The organism is Paucisalibacillus globulus DSM 18846 (assembly GCF_000482485.1).
Taxonomy (GTDB): domain Bacteria; phylum Bacillota; class Bacilli; order Bacillales; family Amphibacillaceae; genus Ornithinibacillus; species Ornithinibacillus globulus.
In genome coordinates, this window is sequence record NZ_KI519438.1 from 1 (window position 1) to 24,227 (window position 24,227).

23 protein-coding genes and 12 tRNA genes are annotated in these 24,227 nt (G+C 36.5%); 4 read left to right on the plus strand and 31 right to left on the minus strand.

Annotation, left to right across the window (positions count from 1 at the left end):
* Nucleotides 1-192: 192 nt before the first annotated feature.
* The 13 genes from K332_RS0117030 to K332_RS0117095 form a co-directional block, all read right to left on the minus strand.
* Nucleotides 193-266, minus strand: a tRNA-Ile gene (locus K332_RS0117030).
* Nucleotides 267-282: 16 nt separating this feature from the next.
* Nucleotides 283-356 (minus strand) — tRNA-Gly (locus tag K332_RS0117035).
* Between the two features lie 42 nt (nt 357-398).
* A tRNA-Pro gene (locus K332_RS0117040) sits at nt 399-472 on the minus strand.
* A gap of 7 nt (nt 473-479) precedes the next feature.
* Nucleotides 480-556: transfer RNA gene (locus K332_RS0117045), tRNA-Arg, on the minus strand.
* A gap of 74 nt (nt 557-630) precedes the next feature.
* Nucleotides 631-714, minus strand: a tRNA-Leu gene (locus tag K332_RS0117050).
* Nucleotides 715-738: 24 nt separating this feature from the next.
* Nucleotides 739-820: transfer RNA gene (locus K332_RS0117055), tRNA-Leu, on the minus strand.
* Between the two features lie 12 nt (nt 821-832).
* Nucleotides 833-905: transfer RNA gene (locus K332_RS0117060), tRNA-Lys, on the minus strand.
* A 64-nt stretch (nt 906-969) separates the two neighbouring features.
* Nucleotides 970-1,044: transfer RNA gene (locus K332_RS0117065), tRNA-Gln, on the minus strand.
* Nucleotides 1,045-1,054: 10 nt separating this feature from the next.
* A tRNA-Asp gene (locus tag K332_RS0117070) sits at nt 1,055-1,131 on the minus strand.
* Between the two features lie 26 nt (nt 1,132-1,157).
* A tRNA-Glu gene (locus tag K332_RS0117075) sits at nt 1,158-1,229 on the minus strand.
* Nucleotides 1,230-1,237: 8 nt separating this feature from the next.
* Nucleotides 1,238-1,328, minus strand: a tRNA-Ser gene (locus K332_RS0117080).
* Nucleotides 1,329-1,331: 3 nt separating this feature from the next.
* Nucleotides 1,332-1,406 (minus strand) — tRNA-Asn (locus K332_RS0117085).
* Between the two features lie 389 nt (nt 1,407-1,795).
* On the minus strand, nt 1,796-2,251 hold the full coding sequence (locus K332_RS0117095) for a SprT family protein (protein WP_026908563.1): 456 nt from the start codon (nt 2,249-2,251) through the stop codon (nt 1,796-1,798).
* A gap of 283 nt (nt 2,252-2,534) precedes the next feature.
* Between K332_RS0117095 and K332_RS0117100 the strand changes: the two genes are divergently transcribed.
* Nucleotides 2,535-4,016 (plus strand): catalase, encoded by a 1,482-nt coding sequence (locus K332_RS0117100; RefSeq protein WP_026908564.1) that lies wholly within the window; start codon nt 2,535-2,537, stop codon nt 4,014-4,016.
* Nucleotides 4,017-4,073: 57 nt separating this feature from the next.
* On the opposite strand, the gene K332_RS0117105 is transcribed toward K332_RS0117100, so the two are convergent.
* The 14 genes from K332_RS0117105 to acpS all read right to left on the minus strand — a co-directional run bounded on the left by K332_RS0117105 (nt 4,074) and on the right by acpS (nt 16,662).
* Entirely contained in the window at nt 4,074-6,239 is a 2,166-nt protein-coding gene (locus tag K332_RS0117105) for a Tex family protein (protein ID WP_026908565.1), read from the minus strand.
* A gap of 202 nt (nt 6,240-6,441) precedes the next feature.
* Nucleotides 6,442-7,032 (minus strand): SpoIIE family protein phosphatase, encoded by a 591-nt coding sequence (locus K332_RS0117110; protein WP_026908566.1) that lies wholly within the window; start codon nt 7,030-7,032, stop codon nt 6,442-6,444.
* Between the two features lie 5 nt (nt 7,033-7,037).
* On the minus strand, nt 7,038-7,826 hold the full coding sequence (sigB, locus tag K332_RS0117115; protein WP_026908567.1) for an RNA polymerase sigma factor SigB: 789 nt from the start codon (nt 7,824-7,826) through the stop codon (nt 7,038-7,040).
* Nucleotides 7,798-8,274 (minus strand): anti-sigma B factor RsbW, encoded by a 477-nt coding sequence (gene rsbW, locus K332_RS0117120; RefSeq protein WP_026908568.1) that lies wholly within the window; start codon nt 8,272-8,274, stop codon nt 7,798-7,800. The genes sigB and rsbW overlap by 29 nt, the downstream gene beginning before the upstream one ends.
* A complete protein-coding gene (locus tag K332_RS0117125) occupies nt 8,275-8,607 on the minus strand; it encodes an anti-sigma factor antagonist (protein ID WP_026908569.1) in 333 nt (110 codons plus the stop codon).
* A 165-nt stretch (nt 8,608-8,772) separates the two neighbouring features.
* A complete protein-coding gene (locus K332_RS0117130) occupies nt 8,773-9,783 on the minus strand; it encodes a PP2C family protein-serine/threonine phosphatase (protein WP_026908570.1) in 1,011 nt (336 codons plus the stop codon).
* Nucleotides 9,784-9,880: 97 nt separating this feature from the next.
* Nucleotides 9,881-10,282, minus strand: a complete 402-nt coding sequence (locus K332_RS0117135; RefSeq protein WP_026908571.1) for an anti-sigma regulatory factor — start codon at nt 10,280-10,282, stop codon at nt 9,881-9,883.
* Nucleotides 10,283-10,285: 3 nt separating this feature from the next.
* Nucleotides 10,286-10,642, minus strand: a complete 357-nt coding sequence (locus K332_RS0117140; protein WP_026908572.1) for an STAS domain-containing protein — start codon at nt 10,640-10,642, stop codon at nt 10,286-10,288.
* Nucleotides 10,614-11,519, minus strand: coding sequence for an RsbT co-antagonist protein RsbRA (locus K332_RS22815; RefSeq protein WP_051359525.1), 906 nt, complete (start codon nt 11,517-11,519; stop codon nt 10,614-10,616). Before K332_RS22815 ends, K332_RS0117140 begins: the two co-directional genes overlap by 29 nt.
* A 798-nt stretch (nt 11,520-12,317) precedes the next feature.
* Nucleotides 12,318-12,677 (minus strand): type II toxin-antitoxin system PemK/MazF family toxin, encoded by a 360-nt coding sequence (locus K332_RS0117150; protein WP_026908573.1) that lies wholly within the window; start codon nt 12,675-12,677, stop codon nt 12,318-12,320.
* A 3-nt stretch (nt 12,678-12,680) separates the two neighbouring features.
* Entirely contained in the window at nt 12,681-12,965 is a 285-nt protein-coding gene (locus K332_RS0117155; protein WP_026908574.1) for a CopG family ribbon-helix-helix protein, read from the minus strand.
* Nucleotides 12,966-13,118: 153 nt separating this feature from the next.
* Nucleotides 13,119-14,249: an alanine racemase gene (alr, locus tag K332_RS0117160; protein WP_036689291.1), complete on the minus strand. Its 1,131-nt coding sequence runs from the start codon at nt 14,247-14,249 to the stop codon at nt 13,119-13,121.
* A 714-nt stretch (nt 14,250-14,963) separates the two neighbouring features.
* Entirely contained in the window at nt 14,964-15,986 is a 1,023-nt protein-coding gene (locus K332_RS0117170; RefSeq protein ID WP_026908577.1) for a LolA family protein, read from the minus strand.
* A gap of 322 nt (nt 15,987-16,308) precedes the next feature.
* Nucleotides 16,309-16,662 carry a holo-ACP synthase gene (acpS, locus tag K332_RS0117175; RefSeq protein WP_026908578.1) on the minus strand — a complete coding sequence of 118 codons (354 nt, stop codon included), beginning with the start codon at nt 16,660-16,662 and terminating at the stop codon, nt 16,309-16,311.
* Nucleotides 16,663-16,805: 143 nt separating this feature from the next.
* Between acpS and K332_RS0117180 the strand changes: the two genes are divergently transcribed.
* A complete protein-coding gene (locus K332_RS0117180) occupies nt 16,806-17,570 on the plus strand; it encodes a rhomboid family intramembrane serine protease (RefSeq protein ID WP_026908579.1) in 765 nt (254 codons plus the stop codon).
* 14 nt (nt 17,571-17,584) lie between these two features.
* On the opposite strand, the gene K332_RS0117185 is transcribed toward K332_RS0117180, so the two are convergent.
* From K332_RS0117185 to cshA, 3 genes are all read right to left on the minus strand, one after another.
* A complete protein-coding gene (locus K332_RS0117185; protein ID WP_026908580.1) occupies nt 17,585-19,006 on the minus strand; it encodes a PH domain-containing protein in 1,422 nt (473 codons plus the stop codon).
* Nucleotides 18,999-19,478: a PH domain-containing protein gene (locus K332_RS0117190; protein ID WP_026908581.1), complete on the minus strand. Its 480-nt coding sequence runs from the start codon at nt 19,476-19,478 to the stop codon at nt 18,999-19,001. The genes K332_RS0117185 and K332_RS0117190 overlap by 8 nt, the downstream gene beginning before the upstream one ends.
* Nucleotides 19,479-19,641: 163 nt before the next feature.
* The gene (gene cshA / locus K332_RS0117195) at nt 19,642-21,114 is read right to left on the minus strand and encodes a degradosome RNA helicase CshA (RefSeq protein WP_026908582.1); all 1,473 of its coding nucleotides are present in this window, start codon (nt 21,112-21,114) and stop codon (nt 19,642-19,644) included.
* Nucleotides 21,115-21,543: 429 nt separating this feature from the next.
* Between cshA and K332_RS0117200 the strand changes: the two genes are divergently transcribed.
* Both K332_RS0117200 and K332_RS0117205 read left to right on the plus strand, forming a co-directional pair.
* Nucleotides 21,544-22,452 carry a DMT family transporter gene (locus K332_RS0117200; RefSeq protein WP_026908583.1) on the plus strand — a complete coding sequence of 303 codons (909 nt, stop codon included), beginning with the start codon at nt 21,544-21,546 and terminating at the stop codon, nt 22,450-22,452.
* Nucleotides 22,453-22,523: 71 nt separating this feature from the next.
* A complete protein-coding gene (locus tag K332_RS0117205; protein ID WP_026908584.1) occupies nt 22,524-23,384 on the plus strand; it encodes a DegV family protein in 861 nt (286 codons plus the stop codon).
* Between the two features lie 72 nt (nt 23,385-23,456).
* Here the strand turns inward: K332_RS0117205 and K332_RS0117210 are convergent, their stop codons facing one another.
* Nucleotides 23,457-24,179 carry an alpha/beta hydrolase gene (locus tag K332_RS0117210; RefSeq protein WP_026908585.1) on the minus strand — a complete coding sequence of 241 codons (723 nt, stop codon included), beginning with the start codon at nt 24,177-24,179 and terminating at the stop codon, nt 23,457-23,459.
* Nucleotides 24,180-24,227: the final 48 nt, after the last annotated feature.

Here is a 24,227-nt window from a genome sequence, read left to right on the forward strand (position 1 = left end):
CTACTAAAAGCACGCTAGCTTTTAGAATTTCTTTAATAGAAAAAACAGGGTATGTTTTTTCTTACATACTGGTTGTTTTGTTCAGTTTTCAAGGAGCAAAAAGTAATTTGTGTTGTTTTAGTGACAACTTTTATATAATATCACACATGCAATATCTTGTCAACAACTTTTTTCATTCTTTTTTTTGAATGATGGGCCTGAGTGGACTCGAACCACCGACCTCACGCTTATCAGGCGTGCGCTCTAACCAGCTGAGCTACAGGCCCAAGGTTATGTTTATAATGGAGCGGGTGATGGGAATCGAACCCACGACATCAGCTTGGAAGGCTGGAGTTTTACCATTAAACTACACCCGCATTGGAAATATTAAGATCATCAATCCCAGAAGCACTCTCGGATCGGGAAGACAGGATTCGAACCTGCGACCCCATGGTCCCAAACCATGTGCTCTACCAAGCTGAGCTACTTCCCGATTAATATGGCGCGCCCGAGAGGAGTCGAACCCCTAACCTCTTGATCCGTAGTCAAACGCTCTATCCAATTGAGCTACGGGCGCTAAAAAGTAACGTATTTAAATATATCATATAACGCAATCTAATTCAAGTTGTTTTTTTCAATTACTGGAACTAGTGCGGTCGAGAAGACTCGAACTTCCACGGGATCAACTCCCACTAGGCCCTCAACCTAGCGCGTCTGCCATTCCGCCACGACCGCATACGAAATAGTGCAATAACACAGTGCGGGTGAAGGGAGTCGAACCCCCACATCCGAAGATACTAGATCCTAAGTCTAGCGCGTCTGCCAATTCCGCCACACCCGCATATCATAATGATGAGCCATGTAGGATTCGAACCTACGACCCTCTGATTAAAAGTCAGATGCTCTACCGACTGAGCTAATGGCTCATAAAATTCAAGTAATTTCATGTTTGTTTTATACAGTTTGTTAAGCATCTCACAAATACAAAATTGGCTGGGCTACTAGGATTCGAACCTAGGATACACGGGATCAAAACCCGATGCCTTACCGCTTGGCTATAGCCCAACAATATAAATGGCGGTCCGGACGGGACTCGAACCCGCGACCTCCTGCGTGACAGGCAGGCATTCTAACCAACTGAACTACCGGACCTTTTAATATTCACTTTTAAAAACCAATGACCCGTACGGGATTCGAACCCGTGTTACCGCCGTGAAAGGGCGGTGTCTTAACCGCTTGACCAACGGGCCATATTATATGGCGGAGAAGGAGGGATTTGAACCCTCGCGCCGGTTACCCGACCTACACCCTTAGCAGGGGCGCCTCTTCAGCCACTTGAGTACTTCTCCATATGGCTCCACAGGTAGGATTCGAACCTACGACCGATCGGTTAACAGCCGATTGCTCTACCACTGAGCTACTGTGGAATAATCAAAAATAGAAAATCAATCGTGTTCTTGCAAGTACATCCCACGATGTTGGACACCTGCATCTACTAGCATATTCATAGCTGTGTATGCTTCAGTGTTACTTGTAGCTTATTCGGTAGATGTTTCACTTGTTGCTCTACCACTGAGCTACTGTGGAATATTAATTTTAAAAAATCAGCAACGAAAAACATCATACTATATATCAGTTTCAATGTCAAGGATAGTTTTGATTTTTTTAAGCTGAACTAATTCCTTAAGGGAATCTTTTGTTTCATAAGACTTAATATAATTTACCATGGTATGTCCCATTTCGTCAATCTATTTTTTGCGTCAGAATTTATAAACTTTTCTTCTTCCTAGTTACTTCCTATAATTATACCAATTGATTATTCTACTTTTACCAATTTCCCTCTACAAATACCACATCGATATCGTTTCACATCCACTCTTCTTTCACGGTTATATAAATGATTACATTTATCACAAATATATTGGTGCTTTTTACGATTCTCATTAGATGAAAGTGGCTTACAATGCCTGGGTGAACCAGTTAACTGCAGTAAAGATTTAAAATCTCGATCCCCATGTTTATATCCCTTTCCTTCAATATGTAAATGATAATGGCATAATTCATGTTTTATAATTCCTATAAATTCACTCTCGTCCGATTCAAAATAATATTTGGGGTTCAACTCAATCAATCTTTTAGATGGTAGATATCGCCCCCCCGTGGTACGAAGTCGACTATTAAACTTTACTTCATCTATATATGGTTTCCCAAAGTATTCTATAGATAGATTATTCACTAGATGGAAAAGTTCTTTCTCACTTAGCAGTTTCATTTGCGAAAACTTCCTTTTGTTATTATTCCCAATACTGATATTACATATATATAATGTCATTATAAATCGTTATTTAAAATAATTATAATTAAAAATTGATTTTTATTTAAATTCCTTTATAATATACTCTAGAGATGTTAATTTAAAGTCTCCTGAGGTATAGGATTACTTAGCAAACATTTATCCTTACGTCATGACTTTAGAGAAACTATCTATTTAGTAATCTCATAATTACTATGATACTATATTACATGTATTTTATATTATAGGAGGGACATATTCAATGAGTGAAAATAAGAAAAAACTCACTACTGCATTTGGTGCTCCAGTACCAAATGACGACGATGTAAAAACAGCAGGTCCTAGAGGCCCATTATTAATGGAAGACTTCTGGTTCTTAGAAAAACTAGCACATTTTGACCGCGAAGTAATTCCTGAGCGTCGTATGCACGCTAAAGGTTCTGGTGCTTATGGAACTTTCACAGTGACACATGACATTACAAAATATACGAAAGCATCTATCTTCTCAGAAGTTGGTAAGAAGACTGATATGTTCTTACGTTTCTCAAGTGTAGCTGGTGAACGTGGTGCCGCTGACGCTGAACGTGATATTCGTGGTACAGCTCTTAAATTCTATACCGAAGAAGGTAACTGGGATTTAGTTGGTAACAACACACCTGTATTCTTCTTTAGAGACCCTAAGCGTTTCCCAGATTTAAACCACGTTGTTAAACGTGATCCTAGAACAAATATGCATAGCGCACAAGCTAACTGGGACTTCTGGACAGGCTTACCAGAAGCACTTCATCAAGTAACTATCGTTATGAGTGACCGCGGCCTACCTGCATCATATAGAAATATGCATTTATTTGGTAGCCATACGTACAGCCTGATCAATGCAAACAACGAGCGAGTATGGGTTAAATTCCACTTCAGAACACAACAAGGTATCAAAAACCTAACCGATCAGGAAGCTGAAGTAGTTGTTGGTAAGGATCGCGAAAGTAACCAAAGAGATCTTTATGAATCAATCGAAAATGGAGACTTCCCTAAGTGGACTCTTTTCATTCAAGTAATGACAGAAAATGAAGCTAAAGAAGTACCATACAACCCATTTGACTTAACTAAGGTATGGCCTAAAGGCGACTTCCCTCTAATTGAAGTTGGTGAGTTAGAACTTAACCGAAACCCTGACAATTACTTTGAAGAAGTTGAGCAAGCAGCATTCGCTCCAACTAACATTGTACCTGGTATTGGGTTCTCACCTGATAAAATGCTTCAAGGACGCCTATTCTCTTATGGAGATACACAACGTTATCGCCTAGGTGTTAACCACTGGCAAATTCCAGTTAACTATCCTAAAAATGCGAAAAACTTCAACCCTTACCATCGTGATGGTGCTATGCGTGTGATTCCACATGGCAACAATGTTTCTTATAGCCCGAACAGCTATGGTGAGTGGGAAGATAGCAAAGAACATCAAGACCCAAGACAACAACTTGCTGCTGATGTTGACTACTATGACTTCCGTAAAGATGATGACAACTACTTTGAACAACCAGGTAATCTATTCCGTTTAATGAACGCTGATGAACAACAAAGATTGTTCGAAAACACAGCTCGTGCAATGGAAGGTACAACTAAAGAAGTTCAATTAAAACATATTAACCATTGCTACAAAGCAGATCCTGCTTATGGTGAAGGTGTTGCAAATGCACTTGGAATTTCCATGAGTGAAGTTGAAGCTGCTAGTGACGTTGAATAATAACATACTCTTTGAAAAAAGCACTGAGGAAAATTCCTCAGTGCTTTTTGTTAACTATTATTCATTTACCATGGATAATGCAACTCTTCCTTTATTCACATCAATACTTTCCACCCACACGGTTACAACATCACCGACCGAGGCTATATCCATTGGATGTTTCACAAAGGAGTTTGACATCTTAGAAATATGAACTAAGCCATCCTGTTTTACCCCAACATCGACAAATACTCCAAAGTCAACAACATTTCGAACAGTACCTTGTAGTTCCATTCCAGGCATAAGATCTTCTAAAGATAGTACATTTTTCTTAAGTAGTGGTTGCGGAAACTCATCACGTGGATCCCGTCCTGGTTTACTTAATGCTTCGATAATATCTTCTAATGTTGGCTCACCTATACCAAGCTGGGTTGCAGTTTCAGTCTTATTAATAGAGGCTAACTTCTCTTTTAGCGAATTCGAGCCTATATCCTCAATCTTACAATCAAGCATTGCTAATAATTGTTCCGTATGACTATAACTTTCTGGGTGGATCGGTGTTCGGTCTAGTGGATTATCTCCATCGATAATCCGTAAAAACCCTATAGCTTGTTCATATGTTTTAGCACCAAGTCTAGGAATCTTTTTCAACTGTTTACGGTCGGAGAATTTCCCATTCTCATTTCTTAATTTAACAATATTTCCAGCTACCGTCTTGCTCAAACCAGATACATATTGTAATAATGATCTAGAAGCTGTATTTACATTGACACCTACTTGGTTAACTGCAGTTTCTACAACAAATGTTAATGATTCATTTAAAGCCTTTTGACCAACATCATGTTGGTATTGTCCTACTCCTATTGATTTCGGGTCAATTTTAACCAATTCTGCTAACGGGTCTTGGACACGACGGGCAATGGAAGCTGCACTTCTTTCTTCTACTTGTAATTCTGGGAACTCTTCTCTTGCCAGTTCTGATGCGGAATAGACACTTGCTCCAGCTTCATTAACGATGATGTATGGAATATCAAGATTATTCTTTATGATAACATCTGAAATAAACTGCTCTGTTTCCCTTGAAGCTGTACCATTACCAATGGCTATTAATTCTACAGAATACTTTTTAATAAATGTCAGGATAATCTTTTCTGCACCTGTCACATCATGTTTAGGTGCTGTAGGGTACATGACTCCGACTTGATGTAACTTTCCTGTTTCATCAATAACAGCCAACTTACAACCCGTCCGAAATGCTGGGTCTACCCCAAGAACTGTTCTTCCTTTAAGAGGTGGCTGTAATAAGAGATTCTTTAGATTAGTTGCAAATACAGAAATTGCTTGTTCTTCCGCTTTTTCCGATAAGTTTGCTCTTATTTCACGCTCAATAGAGGGTTCAATCAAACGTTTGTATGAGTCTTCTATTGCTGCCTTTAAAATATCGCTAGTCATTTTATTAGTACGTTGTTTAATAATCTTCTTCACTAAGTACTCAATAATTGATTCTATTGGAGAAACAATGGAGACCTTCAGTATATCTTCCTTTTCCCCACGATTTAATGCAAGGATTCGGTGTGAAACAATTGACCTGACCGCTTCACTATAGTCATAGTACATTTCATAGATGCTTTTCTCATCTTTTTCTTGCTTCTTAACTTCCGATTGTATTAATCCTCGTTTGATTGTCTGATTACGAATGTATTCACGATATTCTGGTTCATCGGAAACTATTTCCGCGATAATATCATTTACTCCCGATAATACATCCTCTATCGTTTGTAATTCATATTCTTCAGATAAATATTTTTCTGCCTCTTTATTAATATCAACATTTTCTTGCTTCCAGACTAATTCTGCTAGAGGTTCTAGTCCTTTTTCCTTTGCAATCGTCGCCTTAGTTCTTCGCTTTTGTTTATAAGGTCTGTATAGGTCTTCTACACGTTGTAATTGGGTAGCTTTTCTTATTTCGTTCTCTAATTCTGGTGTTAGTTTTCCTAAGCTCTCAATTAAACGAATAACCTCATCTTTTCTCTGCGCTAAATTTGATGCGTACTGCCATTTATCCTGAATAGCTTTTATTTGCACCTCATCAAGACCACCCGTTACCTCCTTACGATAACGAGCAATAAATGGCACCGTATTTCCTTCATCCATTAAGTTAATTACTTTATGTACAATATTCGTTTGAACAGATGTTTCTTTTGACACCCACCGGGCTAATTCTTGATTTAATGTATCTGACATAGAGCGTTCCTCCTTTACATTAGAAAAACTCGCATTCGCTCAGTCCCAAGCGAATGTGTTAGTTTTTCTATACGTGCGGAAAGTTTTTTATACTTTCCTAACTACCAAGTACTATTCTATCAAAAAAGCCGATTAAATCCCACAATGGAAGGAAAAGGAAGCCTTTGGGGCTATAATTACTAGCTCCCTTAGGCTTCCCTTTTTAATTATGGTTATATCGAACTGCGATTAATGTCGTATCATCATTTCGGAAATTTTCACTTTTAAGTGCATATGTCTTAGTAATTCTTTCTACTTCCTTATCCAAAAAGTAATTCTCAGACAATTCTTTATTTGTAACACCGTCTGTATACATAATGAAATTCATTTCATTTTCAAGTGGTTCTCTAGTTACCTTAAATTTCCTATTAAAACCTGCTAAATATCCGGCATTTGGTATATTTCGTTTTCTATTATTTCCACTAGTAATGGTCATCACACCAACATTACCAATGGAAGAAATAGAATAGCTCTTTGTATTAAAATCAATCTTTAAGATTGCTAGGACAGTGCCACGCTTGCCAATTAACTTTCCATTACACTTCTTTACCAATTCTTCAACTGGATAGTTAATGTTTTCTTTAATGATATTAATAACTATTTCTGAGGATTCTTTTGCAAACTCCCCACTCCCTAAACCGTCAGCCAAAGCACATACAAATTCATTCTCGGTCTCACTATAAAAGTAACTGTCCCCACACTCTTTATTACCAGTTTTTGCTTTTTGAAATACTGCTACCTTCGTTCGTTTCATAGAATTCACAATACCTCCGCACTATCAGTATTAATTGCTTCACGGAGTTTCTTTAATGACCTACGTTGAATACGTGAAACATGCATCTGTGATATTCCTAAAAGTTCCCCGGTTTCTTTTTGACTCATATTTTGAAAATAAGTACAGCGGATAATCTCTTGTTCTCGTTCTGTTAATATCGGAAGAATTTTTTCTAATAGCATTTTGAGGTCAATTTGCGAATATCCTTCTTCATCAGACCCAATCATATCTAATAAAGCAATGGTACTACCATCTGAGGTGCCTTCAATACTTCGATCCACGGATAAAGCTTTATAGCTTTTGTTCATCTCCATTGTTTCTAGTAGCTCTTCCTCAGAGACAGTTAAATACTCGGCAATTTCTTTTACTGTCGGTGACTTTTGATTTTTAGTGGTTAATTCATCTATAGCCTTCTTTATTCTAGGACCCAGTTCTTTAATCCTTCTCGGAACATGGACACTCCATGTTTTATCACGAATAAACCTCTTTATTTCTCCAACAATGGTCGGGATAGCAAAGGACTCAAAGGTTTTACCAAATGAAGCATCAAATCGTTTAATCGCTGCTAGTAGACCTATCATTCCTACTTGTACTAAGTCTTCATGAATGATACTATTCTTAGAATACTTTCTAGCAATGGACTCAACTAAATCTTTATAGGTAAGGATTACTTTTTGTTGAATTTCTTCATCTAATGGATATTGTTGAAGGTGTTCAATCCACTGGTAAACCTCATCTCTTCCTTTATTGTCCGGTTGAGACTTGGTCGTCATAAAACTCCACCCCTAAATTCTCAAGGTATTTTGTCATAAGGACAATAACACCTGAATTATTATTTATCTCAACTTTATCCATTAATGTATTAATTAAAAATAATCCAAAACCCCCTTCACGAAGGTTTTCAACCGATTCATCACTATCGTAAGGACCGAATTTCGTCTTAACCTCATTTAAATTAAAACTACCACCATGGTCAGCAACCATTACTTCTAACCGATCTTCATAAACACCAAATCCTATGGTAACTTCCCCATTATCCTTATCTTCATATGCGTGATTAACGACATTAGTCACTGCTTCCGAAATAGAAATTTTCAGATCCTCTATATCTTCATACGTAAATCCCATTCGACTAGCAATACCTGAAGTACTTAATCGTATAACTCCTACATACTCCGGTTTTGCGGGAAATTTCATTTCGATAAAATCAAACGATTCCATTTATTCTTCTACACCTCGAATCGTAGAGTTTAGGTCCATTATCTCGTGTAATCCGGTTATTTGAAATAAACGCAACACTGTATCTTGTAAATTTACTAATATTAAATTGCATCTATTTTCTTTAGATAGCTTTAATGCATTTACAAATACCCCTAAACCTGTGCTATCCATATAATTTACAAGTTCTAAATCAACTTCCAGTATCGTTCCTTGTCTTTTGGTTAGTGGGAGTAATGCATCCTTTAACTTTGGTGCTGTATAAACATCAATTTCTCCAGATAAACGAACGATAGACTTACTGTTCCCATCCTCTATTTGGATTTTTAGATTCATAGTTTTCCCCCTAATGCGCCCATATTCTTAGAAAAACTCACATTCGCTCAGTCCCAAGCGAATGTGTTAGTTTTTCTATACGTGCGGAAAGTTTTTTTACTTTCCTAACTACTAAAAGCCACGTCTTAACCTACGTATTTCTTTTGTTCCCGATAATTATAAACGCTAAACCACTTTTTTTAAGATGATTAAGGTAAAGTCATCTCTTAATTGGAAATTTTGGATTTTCTCAAAGTATCGATAGACATGGTTGACAATGTCTTGGGCAGGTAGATGCATATATGTTTTGATAACTTCCAGTACCTCATCACGTTCAATAAACACATCGCCTTTGCGACATTCAGTTACACCATCCGTTAACAAAATAACCATGTCACCTTTCTCTATGTCTAACTCAGATTGCATATAGGTTGTATCCGGATTGACTCCTAACACTAAACCTTTTGCTTCAAACTCTTTGAAACTCTTTGTTTTGTCACTATAAAAAAATCCCGGCTCATGTCCCGCCGAAGAATAATAGAACTTACCAGTGTCAGGATTATATTGAGCATAGAACATCGTGATGAACATACTTGGGTCAACGTTTCGTTCTACCACTCTATTAAGGCTTGCAAGTATAGTGTTCGTAGACATCTCATTTTCAGGAAAGCTATCCATGGCATACTTAATCATAGACATAGATAATGCTGCGGGGATTCCTTTACCAATAATATCTGCAATAGCAATACTAATAGTCCCATCCTTCCCCTTTACAAAATGGTGATAGTCACCATTCATTTGGTTTGCTGGGACACTAATAACGCCAATATCTAATTCATCCATCTTTGGCACTTCTGATTGGAGAAGCATGCTTTGCATTCCAGCAGCAACTTCAATTTCTGATCTTATTCTGAGTTGTTTTTCCCTAAGTAGTTGATACTCTTGGTGAGCTAGTCCATATGCCATCATAGCCTCTAATAAAAAGTTCATTGTCGGTTGAATTTTATCCGTTAGCTCTGGGTAGATTTCTAACAGTGCTTGAATATGCATGTTAACTATTTCTTCTGGTGAAATATTATTTTTAATAAAAGATTTAGAGATTTGCTCAGCACCATAAAGTGCTCGCTCATCTCTTGTTTCAATATATCCCTTTAATAAATCCGTATAACTTCTAGCATCTAAATCATTTGTACCCATAAGACGGCCTCTCCTATTCTGTTATAAAGAACTTACTATAAAAGTTCAAAAGCTGTTAACCTAGGATGTTATAAGAAGCATTAGATGTTAGAATCACTTATCTAACCCATTTTGTAGTGACAATTTTAGTACCCTTACCTGTTTCGGATTCTATATCAAATTCATCCATTAATCTTCTAACACCTGGAAGACCAGCACCAAGACCCCCCGATGTTGTATATCCATCTTCCATTACTAAACTTAAGTCTTTAATACCTGGACCAGTATCTGTAGCAACTATTGTAATTCCTTTTTTATCTAATGATTCAATTACCTCAAAATATACTTTGCCTTCACCAGCATATAAATATATATTTCTAGCAAGTTCAGATATCGCCGTTGTGATTCGGGCTTGGTCAACAGTTCCAAAGCCTAACTGTTTTGCAATTTCACGCCCCATTTGGCGGGCAGCAACAATATCCCACTCTTTATGAATAGTTACACAGGATTGGGAACTCATCGACTATTCCCCCAATTCCTGATGTAGTTTCATTAAGCCTTGTTCTAGATCTAATGCAGTTGGAACATTTCGCATATGAATTCCTAATTCAATTAATGTCATCGCAACCGCTGGCTGAATTCCTGTTAAGACAACTTTAGCCCCCATTAGGTCTGACATTGAAACTACATCCCCTAGCACCTTTGCAATAAATGAATCGATTACTTCAACTGAGGTTAAATCAATTACTACTCCTGTAGCTTCTGTAATATGGATCTGTTTTAATAGATCCTCTTGAAATTGTATTGCCGTCTGATCGTCTAACTCAGTTTGTATGGAAATCAATAAATAATTATGTAGTTTTAAGATTGGAATTCTCATTGGTTATTTCACTTCCTTTACCGAATCCTAACAAATCATCCATATTTTGTGATTTGTTATCCATTTCTATAATTGATTTATTCGTTATTTCAAGTGCTAGCATAAATCCTTTTTTCAGTGTGCTTTTTGTTGGTAAGTTGGAAAAATTAATACCTAAATTAACAATCGTTTGAGCTATTTCGGGACGTATACCTACTAGAATACAACTAGCTCCTAGTAAGCGCACTGCCTCTGTTGCTTGGAATAAGTGGTGCGCCACCATCGTATCAACTACTGGTACACCAGTAATATCAATTAAAACAACCTCCGCATTATGGCGCATTACTCCTTCTAATAAGTTTTCCATAATAAACTTTGCCCGTTCAGTATCAATTGTTCCAATTAACGGCATAATTGTGATATTGTCCATCACTGGTATAAGTGGTGCGGATAATTCTTGTAATGCAATTCGTTGCAGGGAAACAACCTGTTCCCAGCTCACAGAGTATTCATTAACTAACTGCCTAATGATTGGCTCTACCCAGGAATCCACACTGCTGATAATCTCAGAGACAAACCCTCCATCACTTTGCTCTAATTTAGTCAGAATGGTATTGACGGTAACCTTTCTAAAAACTAATAAGCCATCAGTAATATAACTTAATGGCCATCCTAATTGAATAATTCGGTCGGAAAAGTCTTTTATTACTTTTGTAGAACCGTTTCCTCTGATACTATGAAAAATAACATTTAAAAATTCTTGGTTATTATTATCATATAATTCGGCTGAAATTTCTTCTGTGTAGTTTACGCTTTTTAACTGATTAATTTCTTTCAGCCACTCTTGTGTTATTTCATCACTATTTTCGATAGCAATACTTCGTAAATCCTTATTCATCATCGAAAAACCTCCGATTAAAAAATATTATAAATATTGTCACATGATATGTATATTATTGCAAACAAATTCTATTTCGATGATGTTGCGGTTTTGAACCATATCAGTGGGTGACTTCATAGTTATCGTTTAACTTTATAATTGACTATGATGATATTACCCTTTGTTTGCTTAGTTGAGTAGGATTGCACCTTGTTCTATATGGTCTTAAATTGTGGAGGATTTTTTCTTAAAAAACTGAATGTATGAATCAGAAAGATATTTAAGGGAGGCTTGAACGGCAATACTGCCTACTTCTCTTAAACTCTAATTCTTTCTTTAGTAGAGGGGTGCACTTGTTGTAGGTTAAACCTTTACCACTTCTGTTATAGGTATCATTCTACCTTATCAAGAAGTGATTGGATACGAATCGGGAACAACCCATCGTTTTGTTAATTGGGTGGATTAGTCTTTATTTGGGTAGAGGCAGAATTTATAATCCTTTATACTATACTACATTTTCATCTCTATTCTTCCTTTATTATCCAACCAAAACGTAGATACCTGCTCGCACTATTTAAATGTAGGATGTAGTTGGGAAGATTAGTATTTGGAGGATTGATATAAAATTAATCGGTCGAACAATTAAGATGGCCCATATTCCATGAGGATGAGGTCTTATGGCCTTTAAAGATTAGAAAAACTCGCATTCGCTCAGTCCCAAGCGAATGTATTAGTTTTTTCTTATGTCGGCGGAAAGTTTTTTACACTTTCCTAACTACTAAAAAAACTCATAGCTTAGTTGTAAACTATGAGTTCTTAATGTCCATACATGTCCTTAAGCCCAAGACTTATTTCAAGTGCATGATTTATTTTTTGCATCATGGCATCATCTAACTTTGTAATTTTATCTGTTAGTCGCTGTTTATCTAGTGTTCGTATCTGTTCCAACAGAATAACAGAATCTCTGTCGAACCCATATCGTTTAGCATCTATCTCTACGTGAGTAGGTAACTTTGCTTTTTGGATTTGGGCGGTGATTGCAGCAACAATAACAGTTGGGCTGAATCGATTCCCAATATCATTTTGGAGTATCAATACTGGACGAACGCCCCCTTGTTCTGAGCCGACCACAGGGGATAAGTCAGCGAAATACACTTCGCCTCTTTGAACAATCAAATTCTACACCCCGATCACAGAGCGTTCCAGAGTAATTTCAGCCTCCTCTTCAGCCTGAAATGCTTCTGAAGCAATAGAGAGATTGATTCTTGCCATTTCTTGATAGCCTTTTTGCATGGATTTATAAAAGTTTTGGATATACTCTTCTTTTTTAGATTCTAGATAAGTCCTAGTTGCTTGACAAATGATGTCACTTAGATCCTTGTTCTCTTTTTTCACTAATCCATCCACCTCATTTAGTAGGTTTTTCGGTAGCCGCACCATAACTTCTTGTAAGCTCTCTGACAAAATCAAGCACCTCCGCCAACTGCTGAACGATCGTTACTATTTCTACATTTTATCAAATTTAATAATACCATTGTCTAACTGTAATTGCAAAGGCTTATCAGTACTTCCCATGAAAAATATTAGTCAATTAGTCCAGTACTATGATTATTGTCGTCAATCAGACTGTTTCTTTCCACTTTCTACATATATCCTTGGTACTCTTTCATTAATCATACAAGGTATTTCATAATTAATGGTGTCCAAGTATTCTGCCACTTCATCCATTTCAATTACAGTGTTCCCTTGCTCACCAATTAACACTACTTCCGTACCAGTCTCATATGCTTCATCTAATCTAATCATCATTTGATCCATGCAAACCCGGCCAACTATTGGCATTCTCCTACCATTTACCAGTACACTCATTCCTTGTAGTTTTCTGCTCCACCCATCTCCATATCCAATCGGAATCGTCCCAATCCATTCGTCCTTCTCTGCAACATAAGTTCTTCCATAGCTAACAGATTCACCTTTTGTAATTCTTTTAACATGAATCAATCGACTATGTAATGAGAATACAGGTTTTAAGTCTACACTATTTTCCTGTCTTACATCTTTTGAAGGATACAACCCATACATGGATATGCCAAATCTAATGTAATTATGCATGCTTTCTGGAAAACGTAAGGAAGCAGCACTATTGCCAACATGAACAATGACCTCTTCCTTACTTTGCTTTTTAAAAACATAAAGCAATTCTTCCAATCTTTCCGTTTGCTCATAATAAAAGTCTAGTTCTTTAGCGTCAGCGGTTGCAAAATGTGTAAAAATACCGGTTATACGGATATTCTTATTGTTAGCTATTTCCCTTATTAGATTTAATAATTCATCTTTAGATTGTACACCTATTCTATTCATTCCTGTATCTAACTTTATATGAATATTTACGGGTTTCACAAGTTGATATTCGCCTAATTCCTCCAGCCAATCCCTTTGAAAAACAGTTAAAGTGATGTTATTCTCCGCTGCTAGAAGTGCATATTTTGCCGGAACAAAGCCCAACACAAGGATAGGAGCTGTAATGGATGCTTCTCTGAGAATCATAGCTTCCTCTAATATGGCTACCGCTAATGCATTTGCTCCCGATTCAAGTGCCTTTTTGGCAATTGGTACCAATCCGTGTCCATAAGCATTTGCTTTTACGACTGCAATGATACCTGTTTCCTGTGGTAGCTTTTCCTTTATTTGCGTAATATTATACTTGATTGCATCTAGATTTATTTCAGCCCATGTTTCTCGGTACATTTCACCTACCACAAGTATTACTCCTTTCAACCTTCTTCTTTATTTTAAAAACTTACTCTCCGGCCCTATCCACGGGCAGAATACAGTACATATTTATCAAAACACTGTCTTCATAGTAATTACTGCCTTCTATTTTTACTATTGATAGAAAATGTGCGGTAACTTAACTTAGGATTTTGAGTTGAGCATCTAACTCCGCTCCGGAAATACACTCCGCTTTCCGCGGGCGGCTGGTGAGCCTCCTCGTGCTACGCACTGTGGGGTCTCACCTATGCCTATCCTCCCGCAGGAGTCTCCGTGTATTTCCTACGCTGGTAGTGAAATAGAATTTTTGTACGTAATTACTGAAAAAATATGTTACAAACAATCCATAAATTGGAAACTCCAACTAGCGCAGGCAGAATACGGAGACTCCTGCGGGAACAGCACGTGTCCGAAGACCCCGCAGCGGTGGTTTTTCCGCGAGGAGGCTGAGGCCGTGCCCGCGGAAAGCGGAGTATTCTGCCGGAGCGGTATTATAGCACTCGATCCATAAAAACTGGGTAGGAATTAAAAGTAGTTACCGCACAGTTTATCCAAATTATGCATCTACACCCATCATCTAAAACTGCCTATTAAATTTCGTATCTTTTAAAATAACAGATCCAGTAGTAATACTCTTATTATAAAACAAAAAGCAGACTCTTATCTATGAGCCTGCCCAATTTTTTGGGTTTATTTTACTTCCTGTCCCTGAACAGATTGTGCGACTTCGATTAATTCTTCTTTTGTTAATTCATCACTTGCCAAGTAGAAGTTCATGCCATTGTAATCCCACTCAACAGTATTCTCAGACAATGCCCCTACTGCACCAAATCCGAGATTAACGATATCACCACTTACCTCGACTGGGGAAGATAACGTCTCTACTACATTCTTTTTCTCTTGTACAAGGGTGAAATTCTTTTCACCAGTAAAAGTAGAAATAATTCGTTTACCATTTTCTAAATCCACTTCCAAACGGTCTGTTAATTCAGCACCAATCGTTTGAATCGGTACCATAACTTGTAATTCCTCTGTTACACCGTCACCGGAAGTAGGTACGTCCTCTGGAGTTGCACTTGCCATATTCTGGTCAATTTCAAAATCCGTATCTTTAAAGCTAGGGTCTAACTCAAAACTATTAAATTTCACTTCAACAACGGTATTTCCGTCCGTATCGAGTATTTTCACTAAGGTAGGTGTGTAGTTTTCTTTATCAAAATAAATTTCCTGGAATGGCAAACTGTTATTCGTTTGATAATTTGTTTTTGCTTTAAAGATGTAATGCTTCTCATCTGTGGTGAATTTCACTTCTTCATCTCCAGAAATATCTTCTACAAGTGATTGAAATAGATATGGTTGACTACTATTTTCTGGCCATTCTGATTGAAATTTAAAGCTCTTCTTTAATTCTGGCGTTAAAACAAAAACACCATCCTTGTTTTTAAGAATAATCTGTCCACCTTTATCATCATTATTACTAGAAAGTGATACTCGATAGAAGTCTTCTTTTTTATGCCATACATCAATTTTGAACAGTTGTTCTTCTTGGCCTGTCTTCATTTTCATTTCAACATTTGCTTTGTAGCCACTTAAATCCTCTACATTTTCTCCGAGCTTTTTAACTACATCTTCCTGTGATTTTTCACCACATGCTGCTAATACTAACACGATACCAAATACAAATATCATCCATATACGTGATTTTTTTATCATGGACATATCTCCCTTGTCTAAAATTACCAACCTAACCAATTAGGTTTTACGATTTATACAAAGGGAACTTTACCGAAAGAATTGACATAGACCATTTTCGCCAACTATAAGACAATTAAATCACCCGTTATATTCCACCCTCTCCTTTATTTTCTGCTTTTTTTGTAATTTTTCCTTCATCATTACTGTCTTATTGGTTCATGGCCCTTGATGTAATTCTTTTTTGCGGTGAAATAACTATAGCTTGTTCCCTCCTGCCCGCAATAAAAATATATGAGACAACCTTGTTATTTATGCAGAAGATAAGCTATTAACTATTATTTTAGATTTCCAGAACTACTTGTGCGACTGCATATTCTCTACTATGGGTAATGGAGACAAAAATATTCATTTTTTCCTTTACTGCAGCCTCAATAAAGGGTGCACCATTTTCGTCATTCAAAATACTAATATCAAGAAAACTTAAACTTCCAATTCCCGTTCCCATTGCTTTAGCAAAAGCTTCCTTAGCAGCAAATCTCCCTGCTACAAATTCTACTTTTCTAGTTTCGCTCTGTAATAACGTAAAGCTCTGTTTTTCTTTCATTGTTAAAATACGGTCAATGAACCGACTATTTTTCATACTTTTTCTTATTCTATCCAACTCAATAATATCAATTCCAATTCCTATAATCATTCTGATTTTCTCCTAACATGGTATCTTTAACTTGAATTATTTTAAATGATTTTTATATTATAGTAATCTGATAATGTATATACTGTTATAATAACCAAACTACTGTATGGAAGATATCCCCCAATAGAAAGAAGGGAAATAAAATGTTTATTCGTAATGAAAGAAGTATTAAAGAATTTATTTACTTTTATCCCGTTGTATCAACAATTGTCATCGTTCACATAGCTATCTGGTTTTTACATGATGTGTTACCAATTGGGGTAATTGACCGATTATATGATTTAGGTGTCGGGCGGCATTTTGAAATTCATAACGGAGAATATTGGCGATTTGTGACACCAATTATTTTACATGGCGGATTAACACATATGTTGTTTAACTCTTTTTCGTTAGTGCTCTTTGGTCCCGCCTTAGAAAAGATGCTAGGAAAGTTTAAGTTTATCCTCGCCTATTTTGGTGCAGGAATCCTAGCAAACATCGCAACATTTTTCATCCATCCATCATTTGGGTTTGCACATGTTGGTGCCTCTGGCTCGATTTTTGGGTTATTTGGGATCTATGTATTTATGGTTGTTTTTCGTAAGCAATTAATTGATGCGGGGAGCGCCCATATTATTAAGGTTATCCTGATCATCGGCTTTATCATGTCTTTCATTAATCCTGGGATTAACATCTTTGCCCATGTACTTGGGTTTATAGCAGGCTTTTTAATTGCCCCTTTAGTAATTGGGAATGCTCGTCCATATTATCCAGGCAATTATCAGCGTTCTTATCAGGATGACGGGGAGATCCGCTTTGATCCTAACCGTTGGAAGAAAAGAAAATTCACTAGAAAAGTGAAGCTAAACCCACTTTGGATCATCATTATTATACTTGTAGCAATTGGTCTTTTTAATTACTTATTTTAATACGAGAGAGGGTATTAACCCTCTCTGCAAGAATACCAATCTGACATTTCATCTACGGCCTTCTCATCTAGCTCCTTCACATGGTAATGCTTTCCCATCCCCATTTTTCCAACAATGGACAACTGTGTCGTTGCTAAACGTTCTTTACGATGAAGAATATGTTGCTTCTTATTAAATGCTTGTATTCGTTTATGATTCATAATCATGGTCACTTTACTGAAGACTCTATACCTAAGAGTTATTCTATTACCTTCAATTACATAACCCGAATCTTTATATTGTAGAATTCCCAATACTACACTTGCTGCCAAGATTACTATTGGAATCCAAACAAACTGTGGTAGTATAAAGAATACTGCAGCTAACAAAACTAGCGCTGGAACTATCATCCGAAAAAGATAATATTTCAGTGACCGTTTTGGTAATGGTTTTATCTCCTGACGGTTTGTTAGATATTCTGGTAGAAACTCTTCTAAAAAGGCATCTACTTCTTCTATCTTTATCATTGGGAATAATACGGTAGAAAACTGTTCTCCCTTGTCATTAGAACCTCCTGCAATTTCAGCAATAACCGTGGTAAATCCTAATGGTTGTCTAATTAGATTTTCCACATGCCCAATTGCTTGAATACGTTTTAGTGGTATTGTAATATGTTTCTTCTCTAATAATCCACACGTAATAACAATATCTTCCTCAACTTTAGATATAGTAAAGTTCCAATATTTGATTATCGTTCCGGCGATACCTACAAGCCACAAAAACAGTATTATTCCTACTACCATTAACGCTAAAATAATTAACCCTAATCCAATGGCCCAATTATACGCTTGATCATAAAAATTAGCAGGAATAAAGCGTTCTAATTCCGAGAAGGCAGCACCACCAAGTGCAAGCAGAACTCCAATTCTACCTGATGTTGCACCAGCAACTAACAGCCGTTTCTTTGAAATAGACTGGGATGGAATAATTGTTTCTGTGTCGTCTGCAAGCTCTTCTACTTTTACAATCGATTTGAGCTCTGCCCGCAAAGCCTCTCCTTCCTCTAGTGTGACAGCGATTAATGACGCTTCTGCTTCCGCACCAGTTCCGGCTGTCTCAATTTCCACTTTAGCCAATTTAAAAATACGATGTAGAACATTCTGGGTTAAATCAATCGATTGAATTCGGTTTTTAGAAATGTATCGTTTTTTTCGAACCAATATGCCATACTCAAGTCGTAGCTCCTCCCCCTCTATTCGATAAGTAAATCTACTCCAAGAAAGAAAGCTACCGAGGAAAAGAAATCCGACAAGTAAAACCGCAGCTAATATAGCATAAAATAGATGGGTGTCATATAAGGTTACAAATATTAGCACAAAGATAAAGATTGTACTCCTTAATGCCATTACTAAATTAAATATCATAGTGGCTGGATGTAAACGCTTTGGTTCAGACATCATCTTCATCCACCCTTGCTAATGCTGAGATTTTGTCTCGCAAATCGGATGCAACTTCATTTGAAAGTGCAGGTATTTGGTGTGTTGTTGCAGCTGTTGATATGGACACAGACGCCAAATCAAACTTCTTTAAAATTGGACCTTGCTCTGTTTCTACATGCTGAACACGAATCATCGGAATTAACGTTCGTGATACTACTAAAATTCCATGTTGAATATATATCTCTTGTTCAAAAACCTCATAACGCCATCTTTTCCACCGAAGCTTAGGTAATAAGAATACAGTAAAATAAGTACTAACAACACTGACTGCTATTAAAATCAAAACAATCCATAGTGGAAAATCAACAACAAAATGGAGTACAATTCCTATAATAGTAATCACCCAAGCAATTGCTTCATATAAAATTGCTGTAATTCGCCATGCCTTAATGGCATCATGTGATATTGTATGTATTGGTGGCTTTCTCACTTATTTTCATCCCCCTAAAATAATCTAAAGAAAAAGCTCCTTATATTATGAGGAGCTTTTCTTGATTGATTAATTAAATTCTAAGACTAAAGAAACCCCTGTGTAATAAATAGCCAGCCCAGCCAACTCTACCACGAGATATATGGGCTATTCCACTTTATCTTTAATCTCTATTTCTTCTCTTTTGGAAATTTCCTTTGCGGTTACGTCCGCCTTGGTTTCTTCCACTACCTTGTGGTTTTCCACCGCCTTGATTACGTTTGCCGTAATGGCGTTTATTATTGGAACGTCCTTTATCCGCTTGAGCTTTTTTAACACTAATTGGAGCAACTCCAGAAATTTGAACTGGAATATCTCTTCTTTCTTTTGTTAGCAATTTTAATGCAGCAGCTACAATCGTAACAGAATCATGCTCATCCAATAATTCATTTGCTGTTTGATGATAAGCATCAAGTTCATTTTTTTCTATTGTTTTAATTATCTTTTCAACAGTTAATTGCTGTTGTCCAAGACGAGCCTCTTTATTAGTTGGAGGTACCATACGCTTCATTTTGCTCTTTGTAACCTTTTCAATCAAACGAAGGTGAGCAATTTCTCTTGGTGTTATAAATGAAATAGCTTCCCCAGTACGTCCGGCACGACCAGTACGTCCAATACGGTGTACATAGCTTTCAGGGTCTTGTGGGATATCAAAGTTGTATACATGTGTTACACCTGAAATATCTAAACCACGTGCAGCTACATCCGTTGCAACTAATACATCTACACGCCCATTTTTAAATTTATTCAATACAGACATGCGTTTTCCTTGTGTTAAGTCACCATGAATTCCTTCTGCACGAAATCCTCGCGCTTGTAATCCTTCTGTTACTTCATCAACACGCTTCTTAGTTCTACTAAATACAATCGCTAATTCAGGATTTTGCATGTCTAATAAATTGGTTAACGTATCAAACTTATACTTTTCTGGGATTTCTACAAACTGCTGTGAAATGTTCTCTACAGTCATTTCCTTCGCTTTAACTTTAACCTCTTTTGGACTATTCATAAGGTTAGTTGCGATATCACGAATTTCTTTTGGCATTGTAGCAGAGAAAAGTAATGTTTGTCTTTCACCTGGAACTTGTTTTAAGATTTCACGGATATCATCAATGAATCCCATGTTTAGCATTTCATCCGCTTCATCCAAGACAACTGTATGAACAATATTGGCACGAATTGTTCTTCTTCTAAAGTGATCTAACAGTCTACCTGGAGTTGCAACTACAATTTGAGGGCCATCTTTTAAAGAACGGATTTGTCTATCCATTGGAGCCCCACCATAAACTGGTAGAACACGCACACCTTTAAATCTACCTAGTCGGTTTAATTCTTCTGCAACCTGAATGGCTAATTCTCTAGTTGGAGCAACAACTAGACCTTGAACCTTTCTTTCTGTTGTGTCAATTTTCTCAAGCATTGGAATACCAAAAGCAGCAGTCTTTCCTGTTCCTGTCTGAGCTTGGCCAATGACATCATTCCCAGCTAATGCAAGAGGAATGGTTTCTGCTTGTATGGGTGTTGCTTCTTCAAAACCCATTTTTTCTAAAGATTTCATTATCGGGTTTGAGATACCTAAGTCATTAAATGTTGTCACGCTTTTTTCTCCTTTGTGAAAATTAATCTTTTGTTTTAGCGCTTGACTTGCCGTGATGCTTGTTCCGAGAATCACATCACTCATTTATCTTATCTTATCCATTAAAATGAAAACTTACATGTTCTTCGTGAGATAGGAACACTTTATAGATAATGTACAGAGTAGCATGAATTTTTTCCATCCATAATAATTCAAGTGGAAAAGGCTTATCCAATTAGGAAGAACCTAAGAATTTTCCTTTTGGGGACATTCCCCTCTATGAAACGTCTGATTTTCTTCAGACGATAAGCACCGTGGCAAATTAACCGTCATATTATGATAACATATGAGGAATAGTACAAGCTAGCCTACAAATGATATTTCGTATAGAACATGCTAAAATAGTTAATTAAAAGAATACAAACTAACATAATTGTAGGAGGAAATAAAATGAGAGTCCCTCCATTTAATCCATATATAGCAATAGTTATTGGCGTTTTATCCGTTTCGACATCTGCAGTACTAGTAAAATTAGCAGGTAATGCTCCAGCAGCGATAATTGCAAATTACCGACTATTACTAGCTGTATTATTAATGGCACCAATTATGATTTTAAAATATCGTCATGAATTCAAACTGATAACTAAAAAGGATTGGTTACTATCATCTCTTGCTGGAATTTTCCTTGCTTTTCATTTTATTCTCTGGTTTGAATCTTTAAATTATACGTCTGTGGCAAGCTCCGTTGTTCTAGTAACACTACAACCAATCTTTGCCTTTCTTGGAACATATCTTTTTTTCAAAGAAAGATTTTCTTCTGGCGCTGTAATTAGTATGGTGATTGCCCTTCTAGGAAGTGTCATCATAAGCTGGGGTGATTTCCAAATTAGCGGGATGGCACTATTTGGAGACATTTTAGCGTTTATTGGAGCAATTGCAATTACCGCTTATTTTCTATTAGGACAAAATGCTCGAAAACGAGTATCCCTGATGACTTATACATTTGTTGTTTATGGGGTAAGTTCCATTACTTTAATCCTTTATAATTTGTTATTGCAAAATCCATTTTTGGGTTATCCAACGAAATACTGGATTATTTTCTTAGCTCTTGCCATCATTCCAACTTTCTTTGGACATACACTATTTAACTGGGCTTTAAAATGGTTAAGTACGTCTACAATTAGTATGGCCATTGTATTTGAACCCATTGGAGCTTCTATTCTAGCTTACTTTATTCTAGGAGAAAAAATCACTTGGTCCCAATGGCTAGGGGGTACCATTGTTATCTTCGGTTTGTTTTTATTTATTATGAGTACCACAAGAAAAGCTAGTTTTACCTTACATAAGAGAAACCGTTGAGCTCTAACTATATTTACTTCATAAAAAACGTTATAATTAAACTTAACTAATCTAGAAAATAGGTGATTCTATTGTCAATTCAGTTAATGACTGATGGTGGTGCCGATATCCCAAAAGAATTAATGGATGTTGTAGACATTAAGATTATTCCATTATATTTAAATTTTAAAGATCAACAATATAAAAGTGGTGTTGAACTGGACATTCATAGCTTTTATAAAAAAATTGAGGAAACAAAGGAATTACCTCGTTCAGCGGCTCCGAGTCCAAATGATTTCTATGAAGGTTATAAAAAAGTCGATCCATCCAAATCAATTCTAATGATTAGCCTATCAGGTGGATTAAGTAGTACCTACGAAAATGCTGTTGCAGGAAAAGAATTACTACTCGAAGAAGAACCAAATCGTAAAATTGAAGTAATTAATGCAAAAACAGCATCGGGCGGACAGGCCATATTATTATTTGAGGCATACCAAAAAATTCTAGAAAATAATTCTTTTGATGAAATTGTTAACCATTTGAATCAAATGGTTAAACAAACAGCAACATTATTTGTACTAAAAACGTTAGAAAATTTAGTTCTTGGTGGAAGAATTGATAAGGTTAAAGGAACATTTGCTAAAACCTTAAATATTAAACTTTTAATGAAGGCTAGTGAAGAAGGTACAATTGAAGTTGCCGAAAAGATTCGTGGAGACAAAAAATCCATTCGAAGGTTTGTTGATCAAATCGGTGAGTATGTTAAGTCAGTTGAAGATAAAGTCTTAGTAATGACACATTGTAATGCAGCAGAACGCGCAAAAACTGTACTTGCTGATATTAAAGCAAAATACCACTTTAAAGAAACGTATATAACGGAGATGGGTCCACTTATTTCTACTTATGGTGGTGAAGGCGCTCTAGTTATTGCATTCTTTAAAGATAAAAACTAACACAGTTAAGAGGTCTATCACCCAACATACAATATTCATATGTTGTATGTTGGGTGATAGACCTCTTCTATTTCATACTAAATCTGCTGAAACTTCATTTACTCCAGAAGGCTTTAACAGAAACTCGTGAACCATTCTATTCAACGTATCTTTGTCATTCCCAAGACATATTAAATGCCTTGAACGTTCAAAAAACACCACTTCTTTACGTTTTGATGATATTTCTTTATCTAAATAATATGCAGTTTTATACGGGACCATATTATCCATTTGACCTTGTGCAATTAGTACTGGGCTTTCTACATTTTTTAATGACTTTCTTGTTAAACGCACTAACTTTAAAAACTCTATATTTGCTTTAAACGGAACGCTTCCAAGCTTCCTCTTGTAATGACGATAGAGTTTATTTTGCGGTAACTTCCCTGTCACACCGTCCCTTACTATTTCTCCAAGATCAAAACTAATTTGTTTAAATGATAAGTATTTTCCAGCAGTAGCTAAGAGTACAAGCTTATCGACTTTATATTTTGCAGCCAAATAAGCAGCAATCATTCCTCCCATGGAAAAGCCAATAATATATATTTCATCAAAACTCTCCTTTAGTTTCTTTAAGGAAGCTTCAGCTGTTTCAATCCAACTTTTGTAATTTACATTCTCAAGTGCGAGCTTTCTTCCATGACCCGGCAAAGTGGGAACTGAAATATGCCAATCCGTACGCTCTTGTAGATACTCTGTTAGTGGTTCCAATTCATGAGGGCCACCGGTAAATCCGTGGATGATTAAACAACCAATCATGATGTATTCTCCTTTATAAAGTCTTCAGTTAAGAGCTATTAATCGTAA

Bases quoted from the DNA above. Each gene is read 5' to 3' on its own strand.
- K332_RS0117125 (WP_026908569.1), bottom strand. From the start codon at position 8,607: ATGAATCTAAAAATCCAAATAGAGGATGGGAACAGTAAGTCTATCGTT.
- rsbW (WP_026908568.1), bottom strand. From the start codon at position 8,274: ATGGAATCGTTTGATTTTATCGAAATGAAATTTCCCGCAAAACCGGAG.
- K332_RS0117100 (WP_026908564.1), top strand. From the start codon at position 2,535: ATGAGTGAAAATAAGAAAAAACTCACTACTGCATTTGGTGCTCCAGTA.
- K332_RS0117185 (WP_026908580.1), bottom strand. From the start codon at position 19,006: ATGTCTGAACCAAAGCGTTTACATCCAGCCACTATGATATTTAATTTA.
- K332_RS0117210 (WP_026908585.1), bottom strand. From the start codon at position 24,179: ATGATTGGTTGTTTAATCATCCACGGATTTACCGGTGGCCCTCATGAA.
- K332_RS0117180 (WP_026908579.1), top strand. From the start codon at position 16,806: ATGTTTATTCGTAATGAAAGAAGTATTAAAGAATTTATTTACTTTTAT.
- K332_RS0117095 (WP_026908563.1), bottom strand. From the start codon at position 2,251: ATGAAACTGCTAAGTGAGAAAGAACTTTTCCATCTAGTGAATAATCTA.
- K332_RS0117110 (WP_026908566.1), bottom strand. From the start codon at position 7,032: ATGAAACGAACGAAGGTAGCAGTATTTCAAAAAGCAAAAACTGGTAAT.
- K332_RS0117200 (WP_026908583.1), top strand. From the start codon at position 21,544: ATGAGAGTCCCTCCATTTAATCCATATATAGCAATAGTTATTGGCGTT.
- alr (WP_036689291.1), bottom strand. From the start codon at position 14,249: ATGTACCGAGAAACATGGGCTGAAATAAATCTAGATGCAATCAAGTAT.
- K332_RS0117130 (WP_026908570.1), bottom strand. From the start codon at position 9,783: ATGGGTACAAATGATTTAGATGCTAGAAGTTATACGGATTTATTAAAG.
- acpS (WP_026908578.1), bottom strand. From the start codon at position 16,662: ATGATTATAGGAATTGGAATTGATATTATTGAGTTGGATAGAATAAGA.
- K332_RS0117170 (WP_026908577.1), bottom strand. From the start codon at position 15,986: ATGATAAAAAAATCACGTATATGGATGATATTTGTATTTGGTATCGTG.
- K332_RS0117105 (WP_026908565.1), bottom strand. From the start codon at position 6,239: ATGTCAGATACATTAAATCAAGAATTAGCCCGGTGGGTGTCAAAAGAA.
- sigB (WP_026908567.1), bottom strand. From the start codon at position 7,826: ATGACGACCAAGTCTCAACCGGACAATAAAGGAAGAGATGAGGTTTAC.
- K332_RS0117140 (WP_026908572.1), bottom strand. From the start codon at position 10,642: ATGAGAATTCCAATCTTAAAACTACATAATTATTTATTGATTTCCATA.
- K332_RS22815 (WP_051359525.1), bottom strand. From the start codon at position 11,519: ATGAATAAGGATTTACGAAGTATTGCTATCGAAAATAGTGATGAAATA.
- K332_RS0117135 (WP_026908571.1), bottom strand. From the start codon at position 10,282: ATGAGTTCCCAATCCTGTGTAACTATTCATAAAGAGTGGGATATTGTT.